10 protein-coding genes are annotated in these 13,768 nt (G+C 69.5%); 3 read left to right on the top strand and 7 right to left on the bottom strand.

Annotated elements, in window-relative coordinates; translation table 11 throughout:
• Window positions 1-198: 198 nt before the first annotated feature.
• Both bla and E6G92_05515 read right to left on the bottom strand, forming a co-directional pair.
• Complete coding sequence (gene bla / locus E6G92_05510) at window positions 199-1,065, bottom strand: subclass B3 metallo-beta-lactamase (GenBank protein ID TMJ19253.1); 867 nt, start codon at window positions 1,063-1,065, stop codon at window positions 199-201.
• 51 nt (window positions 1,066-1,116) lie between these two features.
• A complete protein-coding gene (locus tag E6G92_05515; protein TMJ19254.1) occupies window positions 1,117-3,201 on the bottom strand; it encodes a ComEC family competence protein in 2,085 nt (694 codons plus the stop codon).
• Between the two features lie 175 nt (window positions 3,202-3,376).
• Between E6G92_05515 and E6G92_05520 the strand changes: the two genes are divergently transcribed.
• Window positions 3,377-4,795, top strand: coding sequence for a glutamate--tRNA ligase (locus E6G92_05520; GenBank protein TMJ19255.1), 1,419 nt, complete (start codon window positions 3,377-3,379; stop codon window positions 4,793-4,795).
• A 1-nt stretch (window position 4,796) separates the two neighbouring features.
• Window positions 4,797-6,080 carry a citrate synthase gene (locus E6G92_05525; GenBank protein TMJ19256.1) on the top strand — a complete coding sequence of 428 codons (1,284 nt, stop codon included), beginning with the start codon at window positions 4,797-4,799 and terminating at the stop codon, window positions 6,078-6,080.
• Between the two features lie 112 nt (window positions 6,081-6,192).
• Here the strand turns inward: E6G92_05525 and E6G92_05530 are convergent, their stop codons facing one another.
• From E6G92_05530 to E6G92_05550, 5 genes are all read right to left on the bottom strand, one after another.
• Window positions 6,193-7,101 carry a DUF3137 domain-containing protein gene (locus E6G92_05530; GenBank protein TMJ19257.1) on the bottom strand — a complete coding sequence of 303 codons (909 nt, stop codon included), beginning with the start codon at window positions 7,099-7,101 and terminating at the stop codon, window positions 6,193-6,195.
• Window positions 7,102-7,162: 61 nt separating this feature from the next.
• Window positions 7,163-8,545, bottom strand: a complete 1,383-nt coding sequence (locus E6G92_05535) for a HAMP domain-containing histidine kinase (GenBank protein TMJ19258.1) — start codon at window positions 8,543-8,545, stop codon at window positions 7,163-7,165.
• Window positions 8,542-9,630, bottom strand: a complete 1,089-nt coding sequence (locus E6G92_05540; protein ID TMJ19259.1) for a DUF2336 domain-containing protein — start codon at window positions 9,628-9,630, stop codon at window positions 8,542-8,544. Before E6G92_05540 ends, E6G92_05535 begins: the two co-directional genes overlap by 4 nt.
• A 35-nt stretch (window positions 9,631-9,665) precedes the next feature.
• A complete protein-coding gene (locus E6G92_05545) occupies window positions 9,666-10,850 on the bottom strand; it encodes a hypothetical protein (GenBank protein TMJ19260.1) in 1,185 nt (394 codons plus the stop codon).
• A 211-nt stretch (window positions 10,851-11,061) separates the two neighbouring features.
• Window positions 11,062-11,364 carry an Hpt domain-containing protein gene (locus E6G92_05550; protein ID TMJ19261.1) on the bottom strand — a complete coding sequence of 101 codons (303 nt, stop codon included), beginning with the start codon at window positions 11,362-11,364 and terminating at the stop codon, window positions 11,062-11,064.
• A gap of 69 nt (window positions 11,365-11,433) precedes the next feature.
• On the opposite strand from E6G92_05550, the gene E6G92_05555 reads away from it, so the two are divergent.
• Window positions 11,434-13,722: a hypothetical protein gene (locus tag E6G92_05555; protein ID TMJ19262.1), complete on the top strand. Its 2,289-nt coding sequence runs from the start codon at window positions 11,434-11,436 to the stop codon at window positions 13,720-13,722.
• Window positions 13,723-13,768 lie beyond the last annotated feature (46 nt).

Below are 13,768 nucleotides of genomic sequence, written 5' to 3' on the forward strand. Positions count from 1 at the left end.
GGGCTCAATTGGCTTCGACGGACTTGCGTCCGATTTTCGGAGTCATCCCGGCGAAAGCCGGGACCTATGAACACAGATCATCGAGGAGACGCTCAGCTTCGGGCCCGCATTTGCCCGTCCGAGTTCATGGGTCCCGGCTTTCGCCGGGATGACTCTTGGGTCAGACCACCGCATCTCAATTCTGATTGGGTCCGAACCCTAGCGCTCCGCCGGAAGCGAGCGCTGTCGGGCGAGCTCCGCGCGGAAGGCGGCTTCGGCGTCGGCGGCGCGACGCCCAAGCTCGGCGGGATCGACGAAGGCGAGCGGGTCTCCACCCTCCAGCCGCGCACGCCGGGCCATCAGATCGAACTGGTTGTCGTGGAAGGTGAGGAAGATGTCGGCGCGCATCGCGCGCAGCCGCGCGAAGGTGCTTTCGAACTCGGCGACAATATCGGGCGCGCGCGGATTATCGACCAGGCGCTGGCCTGCCACGCTGAGGCTGCACGCGAAGATCACGTCATAGGCCCGCCGGCCTTCACGCACCCGGGCGGTCCAGCTCGTGCAGCCCCGCGTGTGGCCGGGCGTCAGGTGCGCGACCAAGCGAACGGGGCCGAGCTCGAGCGCTTCGCCCTCCCGCACCTGGCGCGCCACGCGGACCGGCGGGAAATGCGCCGTATCGTCGCGGTCGTGGTTGAAGCCGGCCTCGAGGTCCGGCGTGTCGGCCGCGCCGGCGACGATCCGGGCGCCGGACAGGCGCTGAAGCTCGGCCAGCCCGCCGGCATGATCCCAATGGGCGTGGTTGATCAGGATGTAGCGCACATCCTCGATGCGCAAGCCGAGGCGGCGGATGTTGCCGGCGATCTGGGCCGCGCTTTCCTCCATCGCGCCGTCGATCAGCACATGCCCGGCCGGCCCGGTGACGAGATAGGCGCCGATCGCCGCGGTGCCGACATAATAGACGTTGCCGATCACCCGAAAGGGCGCGAGCGGCCGATTCCATTCGGCGCGTTGCTCGGCGAAGCTGTTCTGGCCGAAGGCAGGGACGGCGAAGAGGATGAGGGCGGCGGCGAGCAGGCGGTGCATGATCTTTCCCGGACGATTCGTGGGGACCAGCCTAGCCTGCGGCCCGGGGCTTCTCTACCTTCCGGCGGCCCAGGGATGGCGGCCCACCCGCTCGGCCACGCTGGCCACGATCGGCCGCTCGCCGAAGGTAATGGAGAGCCCGCCCGTTCGCCGAAGGAAGAAGAGGTCGGCGCGAAGCCAGCGCGGGGCGCAGGCGCGCGGCAAGGGCCGATCCGAGACGACGACGTCGGCCTCGGCGCAGGCGCGGATCATCTCCTCCCAGCGCACGCGGTTGGGCGTCCGCGTGGCGAGGATTCGCCAGCGGCGGCCGTCGCGCTCGACCTCGGCGACGCACAGGTCCGGGCTGCACGAGGCCAACGGGAGGGATTCGAGCTCGAGAAACTCGGCCTCGGCGCCGTTCGCCTCGGCCAGGGTGTCGCGGACATAGTCGCCAGCGCGCGGCCTGAGCAAAGCGAGGCTTCCGTCCGACGCACGCAAGGCGAGATGGCGGCCGTCGCCGGTGACGACGAGATCGGGCGCCGGCGTGGCGAGCGCCCAGAGCGAGCCGATAGCGACAAAGGCGAGGCCCCACCGGCGCAGCTTCGTCCGCCACAGGCAGATCCACAGGCCGCCGGCCGCGATCAGCGCGAATGCCGCGGGCGGCATGGCGGGGAGCATGGCCACCGCGCCGGGGGCAGCGGCGGCGCTGTGCGCCAGCCAGAGCAGCAGCGAAAGCGCCTGGCCGGCCAGCCACCAGAAGGGCGCGCCCAGGCCCACGAGATCGAAGAGCAGCGCGACCGCCTCCAGCGGCATGATGACGAAAGTGGTGAGCGGGATGGCGACGACGTTGGCCAGCGCGCCATAGAGCCCCGCCTTGTGGAAATGGAACAGGGCGATCGGCGCCAGCGCGATTTCGACGGCAAGGCCGGTCAGGACCAGCGCCAGCAGGCCCCTTCCCGCCTTGGCCGGCCAGCCTTCGTCGCGCCGGGCGAACAGGGCGCGCATGCGCGGGTGCTCGTGAAGCGCGACGATGGCGACGATCGCCGCAAAGCTCATCTGAAAGCTCGCGCCGGGCAGCGATTCGGGCCAGAGCAAGAGCACGACCAGAGCGCCGACCGCGACGAGACGCAGGGTCAGCGCCTCGCGGCCGAGGGCGATTCCGGCGAGGACCAGCAAGGCGGCGATGCACGAGCGAACGGTCGGCACCTCGGCGCCGGTGAGCAAGGTGTAGGCGATTCCGGCCAGCGCGCCCGCGGCGGCGGCGGCGAGGACCAGGCGGTAGCGCAGCGCAAGCGCCGGGCTGAGCGCCAGCAGCCTGAGCGTCAGAAGCATCACCGCGCCGACCACCGCGGTCAGGTGGAGCCCGCTCACCGAGAGCAAGTGGGCGAGGCCCGAGCGCCGCATCGCCTCGGCGTCAGCGTCGGGAATGCCATATTGGTCGCCGGTGGCGAGCGCCGCGGCGATTCCGCCCTCCCCGCCGCCGAGCCGGGCGCGGATGTGCGCGGAAAGCCGCTGCCGCCAGCTCGCGATCCGGGCGGCGAACCCCTGGCCCGATGCGGGGCTCACGAGCGTCAAATCGAGTGCGCGCCCGGTGCCGCCGATCTGCTGGAACCAGGCGGCGCGCGCGAAATCGTAAGCGCCGGGCACGGCCATCGGCGCCGGCGGCATCAGCCAGGCGCGCAATCTTATCGTCGCTCCGGGCTCGAGGCCGGGGACGGCCTTCTCCTGCCGGACGGTGATGCGAAGCCGCACCGGCAAGCCTTCGCCGACGGGATGGACGACGAGGCGCACCGCGCCCTGGGCGACGAGGCTCTGGACGCTCTCGACCGTGGCCGTCAGCTCCATCATCCGCTCGCGCGCCAGGCGCGGCGCGGCCGCGCGCTCGGCCTTCCACCAGGCGAGGCCGCAGCCAAGCCCCGCAGCCAGGCTGAAGAGCATCGCCGCCCTGCCCCAGCGCGCGCCGGGCGCCGCGGCGAGGCCGGCAAGCGCCCCGGTGGCGGCGATCAGCAGGAAGGCGGTCCACGCGTTCGCATCGGGCAGGTAGAACCAGGCGCCGATACCGAGGATGAGGCCGACCGGAAGCCAGAGCGGAAGTTGATCCCGCTCGGCCTCGGCGATCGCTTCCAGGCGACCGCTGAAGCGGGGGAAAAACCGAGTCATCCCGGACTTGATCCGGGATCCATGAACACCGGGTTCCTCAGCAAATTCACGAGCTTCGGTGTTCATGGGTCCCGACTTTCGTCGGGATGGCTCCCGGGAAGCGATCCCCGGCTTCCGCCTGGATGACCGCCTATGCTAGGGGCGCTCGCGTCACGGGTCGCCATGACCCTCATCGTTGGAGAAATCGCGCGTGAGCGCAAGCCCAGAGCCTTCCAAGGTCGTCACGCGCTTCGCGCCCTCGCCCACCGGCTTCCTTCACATCGGCGGCGCCCGCACGGCCCTGTTCAACTGGCTCTACGCGCGTCGGCACGGCGGCAGGTTCCTGCTTCGGATCGAGGACACCGACAAGGCGCGGTCGACCCAGGCGGCGATCGACGCGATCCTCGAGGGGATGAAGTGGCTCGGCCTCGACTGGGACGGCGAGGCATATTTCCAGTCGCAATTCGCCGAGCGGCACGCCGAGGTCGCGCACGCACTGCTGGCGAACGGCCATGCCTACAAATGCTGGATGAGCCAGGAGGAGCTGGCAGCGCAGCGCGAGACCGCGCAGGCCGAACGGCGCCCCTTCCGGATCCGCAGCGGCTGGCGCGATTGCGGCGAGGAAGGCGAAGGCCCCTTCGTCGTTCGCCTCAAGGCCCCGCAGGAGGGCGAGACGGCGATCGACGACCGCGTGCAGGGCACGGTCACGGTCCAGAATGCCGAGCTCGACGATTTCGTGCTGCTTCGCTCGGACGGCTCGCCGACCTACATGCTGGCGGTGGTGGTCGACGATCACGACATGGGCGTGACCCACGTCATCCGCGGCGACGACCACCTCAACAACGCCTTCCGCCAGCTTGCGATCATCAAGGCGATGGGCTGGCCGGAGCCGGTCTATGGCCATGTGCCCCTGATCCACGGCCAGGACGGGGCGAAGCTTTCCAAGCGGCACGGTGCGCTCGGAGTCGAGGCCTATCGCGACGAGCTCGGAATCCTTCCCGAGGCCCTGTCCAACTATCTGCTTCGGCTCGGCTGGGGGCACGGCGACGAGGAGATCATAAGCCGCGAGGATGCGACGCGCTGGTTCGATCTCGCCAATGTCGGCCGATCCCCGTCGCGCTTCGACATCAGGAAGCTGGAGAGCCTCAACGGCCATTATCTGCGCGAGGCGGATTCCGCGCGGATCGCCGCCTTGGTCGCGCCGAAGATCCCGGGCGCCGAGGTGGACCTGCTCGCGCGGGCGATGCCGTTCCTCACCCCCAGGGCCAAGGATATCAATGAATTGGCCGAGGGCGCGGCCTTCCTGTTCAAGCGGCGCCCGCTGGACATGGACGAGAAGGCGGAGGCGCTGCTAGAAGGCCGCGCGACCGACCTGCTCGCCCTCGTTCACGCAGCCCTTTCGGCCGTTGCCGAGTGGAGCGCCGAGGCGACAGAGCAGGCGGTGCGAGAGGTGGCTGAGGCCGAAGGCGTGAAGCTTGGAATGGTCGCGCAGCCGCTTCGGGCGGCGCTCACCGGACGGGCGACATCGCCGGGAATATTCGACGTGCTGGCGCTGCTCGGCCGCGAGGAAAGCCTCGCGCGGGTGGCCGATGCGATGACCAAGAAGGACGATTGAAATGGCGGACACGGCCAGCCTCACCATCGGAGACCAGAGCTTCGATTATCCGACGCTGAAAGGGAGCGTCGGCCCCGAGGTGATCGATATCCGCAAGCTCTACGGCGAGACCGGGGCCTTTACTTACGATCCCGGCTTCACCTCGACAGCGTCGTGCCAGAGCGACATCACCTATATCGACGGCGACGCGGGCATCCTCCTCCACCGCGGCTACCCGATCGACCAGCTGGCCGAGCAATCGACCTTCATGGAGGTTGCCTATTTGCTTCTGAACGGCGAACTGCCGAAGAAGGAGGAGCTCGACAGATTCTCCTACACGATCTCGCGCCACACGATGCTTCACGAGCAGCTGGCGACCTTCTACCGCGGCTTCCGGCGCGACGCGCACCCGATGGCGATCATGTGCGGCGTGGTCGGGGCGCTCAGCGCCTTCTACCACGATTCGACCGACATCACCGATCCCACGCAGCGGATGATCGCCTCCCACCGGCTGATCGCCAAGATGCCGACGATCGCGGCGATGGCCTACAAATATTCGATCGGCCAGCCCTTCCTCTATCCCGACAACAGCCTCAGCTACACCGGCAACTTCCTGCGCATGACCTTCGGAGTCCCGGCCGAGCCCTACGAGGTCAATCCGGTGATCGAGAATGCGATGCGGCGGATCTTCATCCTCCACGCCGATCACGAGCAGAACGCCTCGACCTCGACCGTGCGCCTCGCCGGCTCCTCGGGCGCCAACCCGTTCGCCTGCATCGCTGCGGGGATCGCCTGCCTGTGGGGCCCGGCGCATGGCGGCGCCAACGAGGCGGCGCTCAACATGCTTCGCGAGATCGGCAGCGTGAAGCGAATCCCGGAATATATCGCCCGCGCCAAGGACAAGGACGATCCGTTCCGGCTGATGGGCTTCGGCCACCGGGTCTACAAGAATTTCGACCCGCGCGCGAAGGTGATGAAGGCCACCGCCGACGAGGTGCTGAAGGAGCTCAACATCTCCGATCCGGTGCTCGACGTCGCCAAGGAGCTCGAGCAAATCGCTCTCAGCGACGATTATTTCGTCGAGAAGAAGCTCTATCCGAACGTCGATTTCTACTCGGGCGTGATCCTCAACGCGATCGGCTTCCCGACCGACATGTTCACCGCCCTCTTCGCGCTCGCCCGCACCGTCGGCTGGGTCGCGCAATGGAACGAGATGATCTCCGATCCCGACCAGAAGATCGGCCGCCCGCGCCAGCTCTACACCGGCTCGCCCCAGCGCGATTACGTGCCGGTGGGGCAGCGGTAAGGCCCGTTCACCTGATCGTTTCGTCGTTGCGAGGAGCGGAAGCGACGAAGCAATCCAGCGGGCGACGAAGCCGTGTTGGATTGCTTCGCCACGCTCGCAATGATGAGGGGCTTTAATCCAGCGCTGCCCGAAGCCGCTTCAGCACCCCGAGCGAGCCGCAGACGTCGTCGAACATCGCGCGGACGCGCTGCTCGCCGGTGATCGAGCGGAACATCGAGCCGGCCTCGAACTTGTTGCCGCCGGTCGCGGCGACGAACGCGTCCTCGGAGCCGAGATAGCCGAAGACCTTGCCCTGCTGGCGCAGATCGAGCAGCACGCGGCGCACGTCTGCGCCGATGGCCATCTGCGCCTGCTGCGGCTCGTAGGCGTAGACCTCGAACTTCTTTTCGAACTCGTCGTCGCCTTCGAACCGGACGCGTTGCATGCCGCTGACGGGCTTGAAGAAATTGAACAGGCCGCGGTCGGGGACGATGACGATCTCGCCGCTTCCCTTGGAGCGGCGCTGCCAGGCGTACATCTGGCCGGAGAATACGGTATGCGTGCTCTTGCCCGAACGGCGGGTGAGCGTGCCTTCGTAGACGGCGAAGCGGCGGCCGTCCTGATCCTCGCCGTGAAACAGATCGGTGAAGGTCTGGCCGTTGAGCCAATTGCCGAACAAGGCGGGCCGCGCCTCCGGATAGACGGGCGGATCGAAGCCGTTCTCCATGTAGGTCAGAGCGCCCTTCTCGGCGATCGTTTCGAGCACCGGGATCTTCAACGACCGCCCGGCCCGGGTGAGCGGTATTGCGGCAACGATCCCGCCGACGAGCAGAACGACGAACGCGATAACAACGCCGACGCCGACGCCGTCCCCGCCCGAGAGCGCCCAGATGATCACGGCCGAGACCAGGACGAGGATGGCCATCACCATCCAGAAACGGCGAACCGCGGCGCGCCTCTTTTCCTCAATCCCGCTGATCTCGATGGCGACCCGGCCGGCGCGGCACAGGTCGCGATAATGCTCGTCGGTGAACTCGATCATTTCCCGCTCCCCCAAGAAGGCGGAGCGAGATTGGCGTGGACCGCGATTCGGATCAAGACGGTTAGGAGCCTCTCCTCAAAGGCAATGTGAAGGCGAAGCGCGCGCCCTGCCCCGGTGCGCTGTCGACCGAGATGTCCCCGTTCATCGCCCGGGCGAGGCGGCGGGCGATGTAGAGGCCGAGGCCCGTTCCGCCCGGCTCCAGAGGATCGACGCGGCCGAAGCGTTCGAAGATCCTGTCCTGGTCCTCAGGCGCGATCCCCTTGCCCTGATCGGCGACGATGAGCGTGGCGAGATCGCCCTCCTGCTCGGCGCGAAGCCAAATCTGCCCGCCTTCGGGGGTATAGCGAATGGCGTTGGTGAGAAGGTTCATCATGACCTGAAGCGAGCGCGTGAAATCCCCGGTCGCGGGAAGCGTTTCGGCGAGGCCCGGCCCGTCGATGCGCACGCCGCGGTCGGCGGCACGGACCGCGAGCAGGCCGGTGGCGCGCCGGGCGATGTCGGCGAGGTCGATCGGCTCCGCCTCGGGCCGGAAATCCGCCCGCTCGATCGCCTGCAAGTCGACGAGATCGTCGACCAAGGCGAGCAGGTGGCGGCCGGCCGAGGCGATGTCCCCGGCATAGGTCGCATAATCGCGCCGCAACGGGCCTTCGGGCTGCGAGCGGAGCCGTTCGGCGCTGTCGATGATGTGGGCGAGCGGACCGCGAAGCGCCTGATCGAGGCGCTCGCCGAAGGCCGAGCTCTCCGCCTTGGCGCGCGAGTCGGTTCGCGCGGGCGCGTCGGGCGCCGAGGCGGCGGCGCCGCGAAAGCCGGCGAATCGGCCGTTGCCGTCGATCAGCGGCACGGCCGAAAGAAGATAGACGGTCCGCTTCTCGTCGCGAGTCTCGGCGAGCTGGCCGTCGAACGCTTTGTGCTCGGCGAGCGCGGTGAGGATCGGAAAGCCGCCATCCTCGCGCTCGCGGAAACGCAGCAGGCTGGTGAGCTGCTTGCCGATGAAGTCGCGCGGGTTGCGCCGGACCGCCGCGCTCGCGCCGGGCGCGAGCGCCGTCAGGGTCAGGGTCTCGTCCGTTTCCCACGTCCAGTCGGCGGTGGCGCGGACGAAATCGGCCTCGCGTTCGGCGGGAAAGGCCGGCGACTGGGCGCTGGCCGGGCGGCTGCCCCAGCCGGTGATCGACAGCGCGACGTCCTCGCCTTCGGGGCTTGCGCGCACCCACAGGTCCAGGTCGCGGTCTCCGTCGGCGGCGACCGCCGCGCGGGAGATGCTGATTCCGAGGCGCCGCGCGAGCCGCGCCAGAGCGGCGATCTGGGGCACCGAGAGCATTCCGCCCCGCTCGCCCCCGGCGCTGGCGTTGAGCGCGGCGAGCGGCGGATCGGCCTCGACCAGCCGTCCCTCGGCGTCCACCCGGCCGGTGACGGGCCGATCGGTATCATCGAGGGCGGTGCTCATGCGCTCGCCGCCGGACGCCCGCGCGTCGACAATTGCGCGACATAGGCGCGGTAGGCGGGATCGGCGCGCCACAGGCGAAGGACGTCGCGCGCCGAATCGACGTCGAGCGTATCGTAGAATTCGAGCTGCTCGGCGGCGTCGTCGCCCTCGGTCGGAGAGAAGCGGGTGCTTGCCGAGGCGATGTCGTGGATGATCGCCGCGGCGCAGGAGCGGGCGATGTCGGCGGCGCGAAGCATCGTCACCAAGCCGCGGCGGCGGGGATCGGCGACCAGCTCCCACACCGCGTCCTGGGTGAGGCCGCACAACAGGCCGAGCGCGGCGATGAACAGGGTCGGAAGGCCGCCGCCGACGAAGCATTCGAGCGCGTGGCCGTCGATCCGCCCCTTCCTGTGCAGGCGGCGGACCAGCGCCTCGGCCCGCGCCTCGATCCGCTCGGATTCGTCGTAGCCGGCGATCATCTCTCCGGCCGCGGCCTCGATCGCCGCGTCGACCGAGGCCGCTCCGTGATGCTCGACCATGTAATGGCGAAGCGCGGCGGCCGTCATCCAGATCAGCCGGTGCTGAAGCTCGGCGGGAAGCTCGACGTCGACGAGAGTCGGCTCCTGGAAGCGATCGAAGCGGCGGCCGCGCGCGATCACATAGGACATGGTCTCGGCCGCGATCTCCTCGTCGGCGTCGGTCAGCAATTCGTGGAGATATTCCTCCCGCCCGATTTCGTGGCGGCGCCAGAAGCGGTGCTCCTCGACCCGGCGGACGAGGAACATCATCAGATCGGTCTGGCTGACGGCGCCGGCGCGCTCGAGTATCGGGACGGCGATCGCGACGTGGGCCGAGGAGAGCGCGGCGTGGAGCGCGCCTTCAGGCGGGAAATGCCTGAGCAGCCTGAGGCGCATATCCTCCTCGATCCCGCTCAACAGGCGGGAGAGAAGCTGGTTGGCGGTGAGCCGCTGCCATTCGGTGAGGCGGGCGGCATCGGGCAGAAGAAGCTCGGTCGCGGCGACGGCGAAGCGCTCCCGCGCCGCGGCCAGCATCAGGCGCGCAGCGTCGTTTTCAGTCCCCCGCCCGTTCGATCCGGCTTCGGCCATGGATTTCCCTTTAAGCCGACAGGGTTAAACCCGCTTTAATCCTGACGGGACGCGGGAACGCCGTGCGCTTCGCGCTGAGCCCAGAAAAAAGACAGAGCCGCATAGGCCGCCAAAGCGCCGATGCCGACATGCCACAGGCCGAAAAGCGCGAAGGGCAGCATCAGCCAGATCATGCCCTTGCGCTCGGCGAGGAACGGGGCGCCGCGAACGGGCGAGCGCTTCGTCTCCCCCTCCAAGGCGTGAAGGAAGGCGAGCGCGACGAAGGCGGCGAGGATCATGCCCCAACCCCATTCGGGGGCAAGATCGTAGGCGAGGACGATCAGGGCGATGGCTGCGAGCAGTTCGAGCACATGGTGCCACCAGCCCTGGCCGATGCCGTCCTGCATTCGGAGCCTGGCGAGGCGCCGGGCGATTCCTTCGAGGGGGGTCGCTGCGATTATCATGACGAGGCCTGTCCCGTACCAGCGACCGTAGAAGGCAGCCGCGCCGAGCCCGGTGAGCGCTGCGGCGCCCAGGCCGACGATTTGCGGCGAGGCGGAGCTTCCGAGGAGGAAGGTGGTTCCCACCCGCTCGAGGGGCGCGAGGAGGCGGCCGAGCCAGCCCTCGCCCGCCTGGTCGGCACCGGCGACGATCTGGCGCTCGAGCCGCTCGAGGTCCGCCTCGCGGTCGAGGATGGCGACCGCTCCCTCGGCGGGCAGATGCTCCGCGCCGGACTGGAGCGCCCGGCGAAGAAGGGTCGATTGCAGATCCCAGTCGCGAAGCATCGCCGCCGTCTCGCGCAGAAGGGCGCCGTCGATCCCGGCGATTCCCGCCCAGCGCTCGGCGGCGTCGATCCGCTCGTAAGGCTCGCTTTGGGCGCCGTCCTTGACCGTCAGCACCGCATTGCCCTCGGCGGCGGCGACCCGGGCAAGCTGCGAGCGGCCGGCGATCGCTCCGTCGGCGACGAGCAGCACGCGGTCGTAGGGATCGACCGCCTCGGCGGCCTCCTCGGCGCTTCGGACGATCTGGACGGGAATGCGGTCGCGGCGCAGGCGGGCGATGGCCGCCGAAAGGGCCGCCGGCACCCGCTCGACGAGAATGAGGACGGGCGAGGCTCCGGCGGAGGCGGCGAGGCGCGCCTGGCGCTCGATCACCGTCCTTCCGGCGAGCGGCAGGGTCGCGCGCAGGTGCCCCGGCTCGCCGGATTCATGATACGCCGCAATGAGCGCCGCCAGCGCCACGAAACCTCTCCCGCCAGGAGCGTGGACGGTAAGCGCGCGGGGTGGCGGTTGCAAAGCGCTTTGGAGAGGAATTCCTCCAATGGAGTCACCCCGGCGAAGGCCGGGGCCCATGAACCGAAGTGTTTTAGGCCTGACTCGGCGTATTCGCCTCTTCCTCGAAGACCGTTTTCATGGGCCCCGGCCTTCGCCGGGATGACTCTGAGCCGAGCTCCTAGCCGGAAGCGAATTCGTCGAGGGCGGCGGCGATTCGACGCAGGATCACGGGGTCGCCCGGCGCGCCCTTCAGCGCTTCGTCGGCGAGGCCGACGAGGCCGGTGACTCCGAAACTGGCTGCGACGCTCTTGAGCCGGGCGGCGGCGATCGCCCAATTGGCGTCGCAGCGCGAGCGTCCGAGGAGATCGAGCTGGCGCGCCGCGCTCTCCACGAAAGCGGTCTTGAGCTCGGCCATCAAAGCGCCGTCGGCGCCCACGGCGGCGGCGAGCGAGGCGTTGAGAGCTCCGGGATCGTAGACCATGTGCGGGCGATACGGCGAACCGAGTTAAGGAGCCGTTTCATAACCGGCCCAAAGTGATACACTGCCCGAATGAGCATGGGGGTTCAGGGCGCCGAGGCGCAGCCGCACGAAACGCAACCCGAACGGGCTGAAGAGCAGCCGTGGGAGGCCGCCGCCGATCCCGGCGCCTGGCCCGAACATACCGAAGAGGCGCCGCGGCGCGGAATCGGCGTGCGCATCTTCGCCGGCTTCCTGATCCTGCTCGCGCTCGGCTGGATCGGCGCTTCGGGTTACGCGCTTAGCCAGGCCTGGCCGGGGCCGAGCCTGTCGCTATGGACCCAATGGACGGCGACGATCAGCGCGCCCTTGATCCTGATCGGCCTCGCCTGGCTGATCTTCGGGCGAAGCTCGCGGCGCGAGACGAAGCGCTTCACCGCCGCGGTCCGGGCGATGCGCAGCGAAAGCGCCGCGCTCGAGGCGGTTTTGGCCGCGACGGCGCAGCGCCTGGCGGACAACCGCTCGGCGCTGGCCGAGGAAACGGCGCGGCTGATGGGGCTCGGCGAAGAGGCATCGGACCGGCTCGGCCGAGTCACCCAGCATCTGTCGCGCGAAACCGCCGACCTCGACCGCAAGGCGCAGGCGCTGGACGTCGCAGCGGCCGCGGCGCGGGTCGATATCGGCGTGCTGATGGGCGACCTGCCCCGGGCCGAGGAGCAGGCCCGCGCCGTCGCGGCGGCAATGAAGGAGGCCGGGCTCGGCGCCCACGAGCAGGCGGCGGCGCTCGAGAGCCAGCTCGCGGCTTTGAGCGCCAAGGCGCGCGAGGCCGACGAGGGAACGGGCGGCGCGGCGCAGAGGCTCGGCGCTCATATCGCGCGGATCGAGAGCGGCGCCGAGGCGGCCGCCGCGCGGATGAACGCGGCGTCGGCCGAGATGCAGGGCACGATCGATGGGGCGATGAGCCGGGCGGCCGAGGCGGTCGACCAGACCCGCGCCGGGCTGGAAGCGCAGGGCCAGACGATGCTGGCGATGATCGAGCAGAGCCGGGTCGCCTTCGAGCGGGCCGGGGCGGACACGACCAAGGGCCTCGCCGAGCGGCTCGACCTCGCCGGAGCGAAGATCGAGATGCTTGCCGGGCGGCTGGCGACCCAGGACCAGGCGAGCCGAACTTTGCTCGCCAACATCGCCCGCCAGATCGAGGAGGTCGGCGCCCAGATCGCCCATGTCGGCGCCAGCGGCGACGAGCAGAATGCGCGGCTGACCCAGTCGATGGGCGCGCTTCGATCGGCGGCGCAGGAGCTTCAGCGCGAGGTCGAGGCCGGCCACGCCCAGTCCGGCGAGCTGATCGGGCGGACCGGCGCGCTTTCCGAAGCGCTCGGCGAGGTCACCCGGCAACTCCGCGACGAAATGCCGCCGGCGATGGCCGGGGTCGAGATCCAGGCCGAGCGGACCGCCGCCGCGGCGGCCGGCGTGACCGGCCAGATGAAGGCCATGCACGAGGAGGCCGGCGCCGCGGCCCGGCGCACCGAGGAGACCGAACGGAGCATCGAGCGGCAGCGCGAGGCGCTTGCCGCGTTGCTCGCGACCCTGGAGGGCGGAGCGCGCGAGGCCGAGGAGAAATTGCGCGCGCTCGGCGCTCTGGTCGGCGAGGCCGACGAGGCGACCGCCAAATTGGTGCGCGAGACCGCGCCCGAGCTGGTCGAGACTTTGGTGCGGGTGCGCGATTCGGCCAACCAGGCGGCGAGCCATGCCCGCGAGGCCATCGCCGCCGTCATTCCCGCGAGCGTCGAGGCGCTCGTCGAGGCGAGCCGAAGCGCGGTTTCAGAGGCGATGGCCGAGCCGGTCCGCGACCAGCTCGCCGAGATCGCCAACGCCTCGCACTTGGCGCTTTCGACGGCCAAGGCCGCGAGCGAGCGGCTGACCCGGCAGTTGCTGACCATCGGCGAGACCGCAGCGGCGATCGAGGGGCGGATCAACGACGACCGCGCCGAGCGCGAGGAGCGCGACGCCCAAGAGCTTTCGCGGCGCGTGAGCCTGCTGATCGACGCGCTCAACTCGACCGCGATCGACGTTTCCAAGATCCTCTCCAACGACGCCGGCGACGCCGCCTGGGCGGCCTATCTCAAGGGCGACCGCGGCGCCTTCACCCGCCGGGCCGTAAGGCTGCTCGATTCGGGCGAGGCGCGCGAGATCTTGCGCCACTATGAGGAGGAGCCCGAGTTCCGCGACCAGGTGAACCGCTACATCGCCGATTTCGAGGCGCTTCTGCGGCGCGTGCTTTCGGAGACCGACGGCTCGTCGCTCGGGATCACCCTGCTCTCCTCAGACATGGGCAAGCTCTACGTGGCCCTGGCCCAGGCGATCGAGCGGCTGAGGAAGTAGGCTCTTTCCGTCATTGCGACCCCGGCGAAAGCCGGGGGAAGCAATC

This window comes from Alphaproteobacteria bacterium (assembly GCA_005883305.1).
Lineage (GTDB): Bacteria > Pseudomonadota > Alphaproteobacteria > Sphingomonadales > Sphingomonadaceae > Allosphingosinicella.

Bases quoted from the DNA above. Each gene is read 5' to 3' on its own strand.
- E6G92_05540 (TMJ19259.1), bottom strand. From the start codon at position 9,630: ATGGCCGAAGCCGGATCGAACGGGCGGGGGACTGAAAACGACGCTGCG.
- E6G92_05535 (TMJ19258.1), bottom strand. From the start codon at position 8,545: ATGAGCACCGCCCTCGATGATACCGATCGGCCCGTCACCGGCCGGGTG.
- E6G92_05530 (TMJ19257.1), bottom strand. From the start codon at position 7,101: ATGATCGAGTTCACCGACGAGCATTATCGCGACCTGTGCCGCGCCGGC.
- E6G92_05515 (TMJ19254.1), bottom strand. From the start codon at position 3,201: ATGACTCGGTTTTTCCCCCGCTTCAGCGGTCGCCTGGAAGCGATCGCC.
- E6G92_05525 (TMJ19256.1), top strand. From the start codon at position 4,797: ATGGCGGACACGGCCAGCCTCACCATCGGAGACCAGAGCTTCGATTAT.
- E6G92_05555 (TMJ19262.1), top strand. From the start codon at position 11,434: ATGAGCATGGGGGTTCAGGGCGCCGAGGCGCAGCCGCACGAAACGCAA.
- E6G92_05550 (TMJ19261.1), bottom strand. From the start codon at position 11,364: ATGGTCTACGATCCCGGAGCTCTCAACGCCTCGCTCGCCGCCGCCGTG.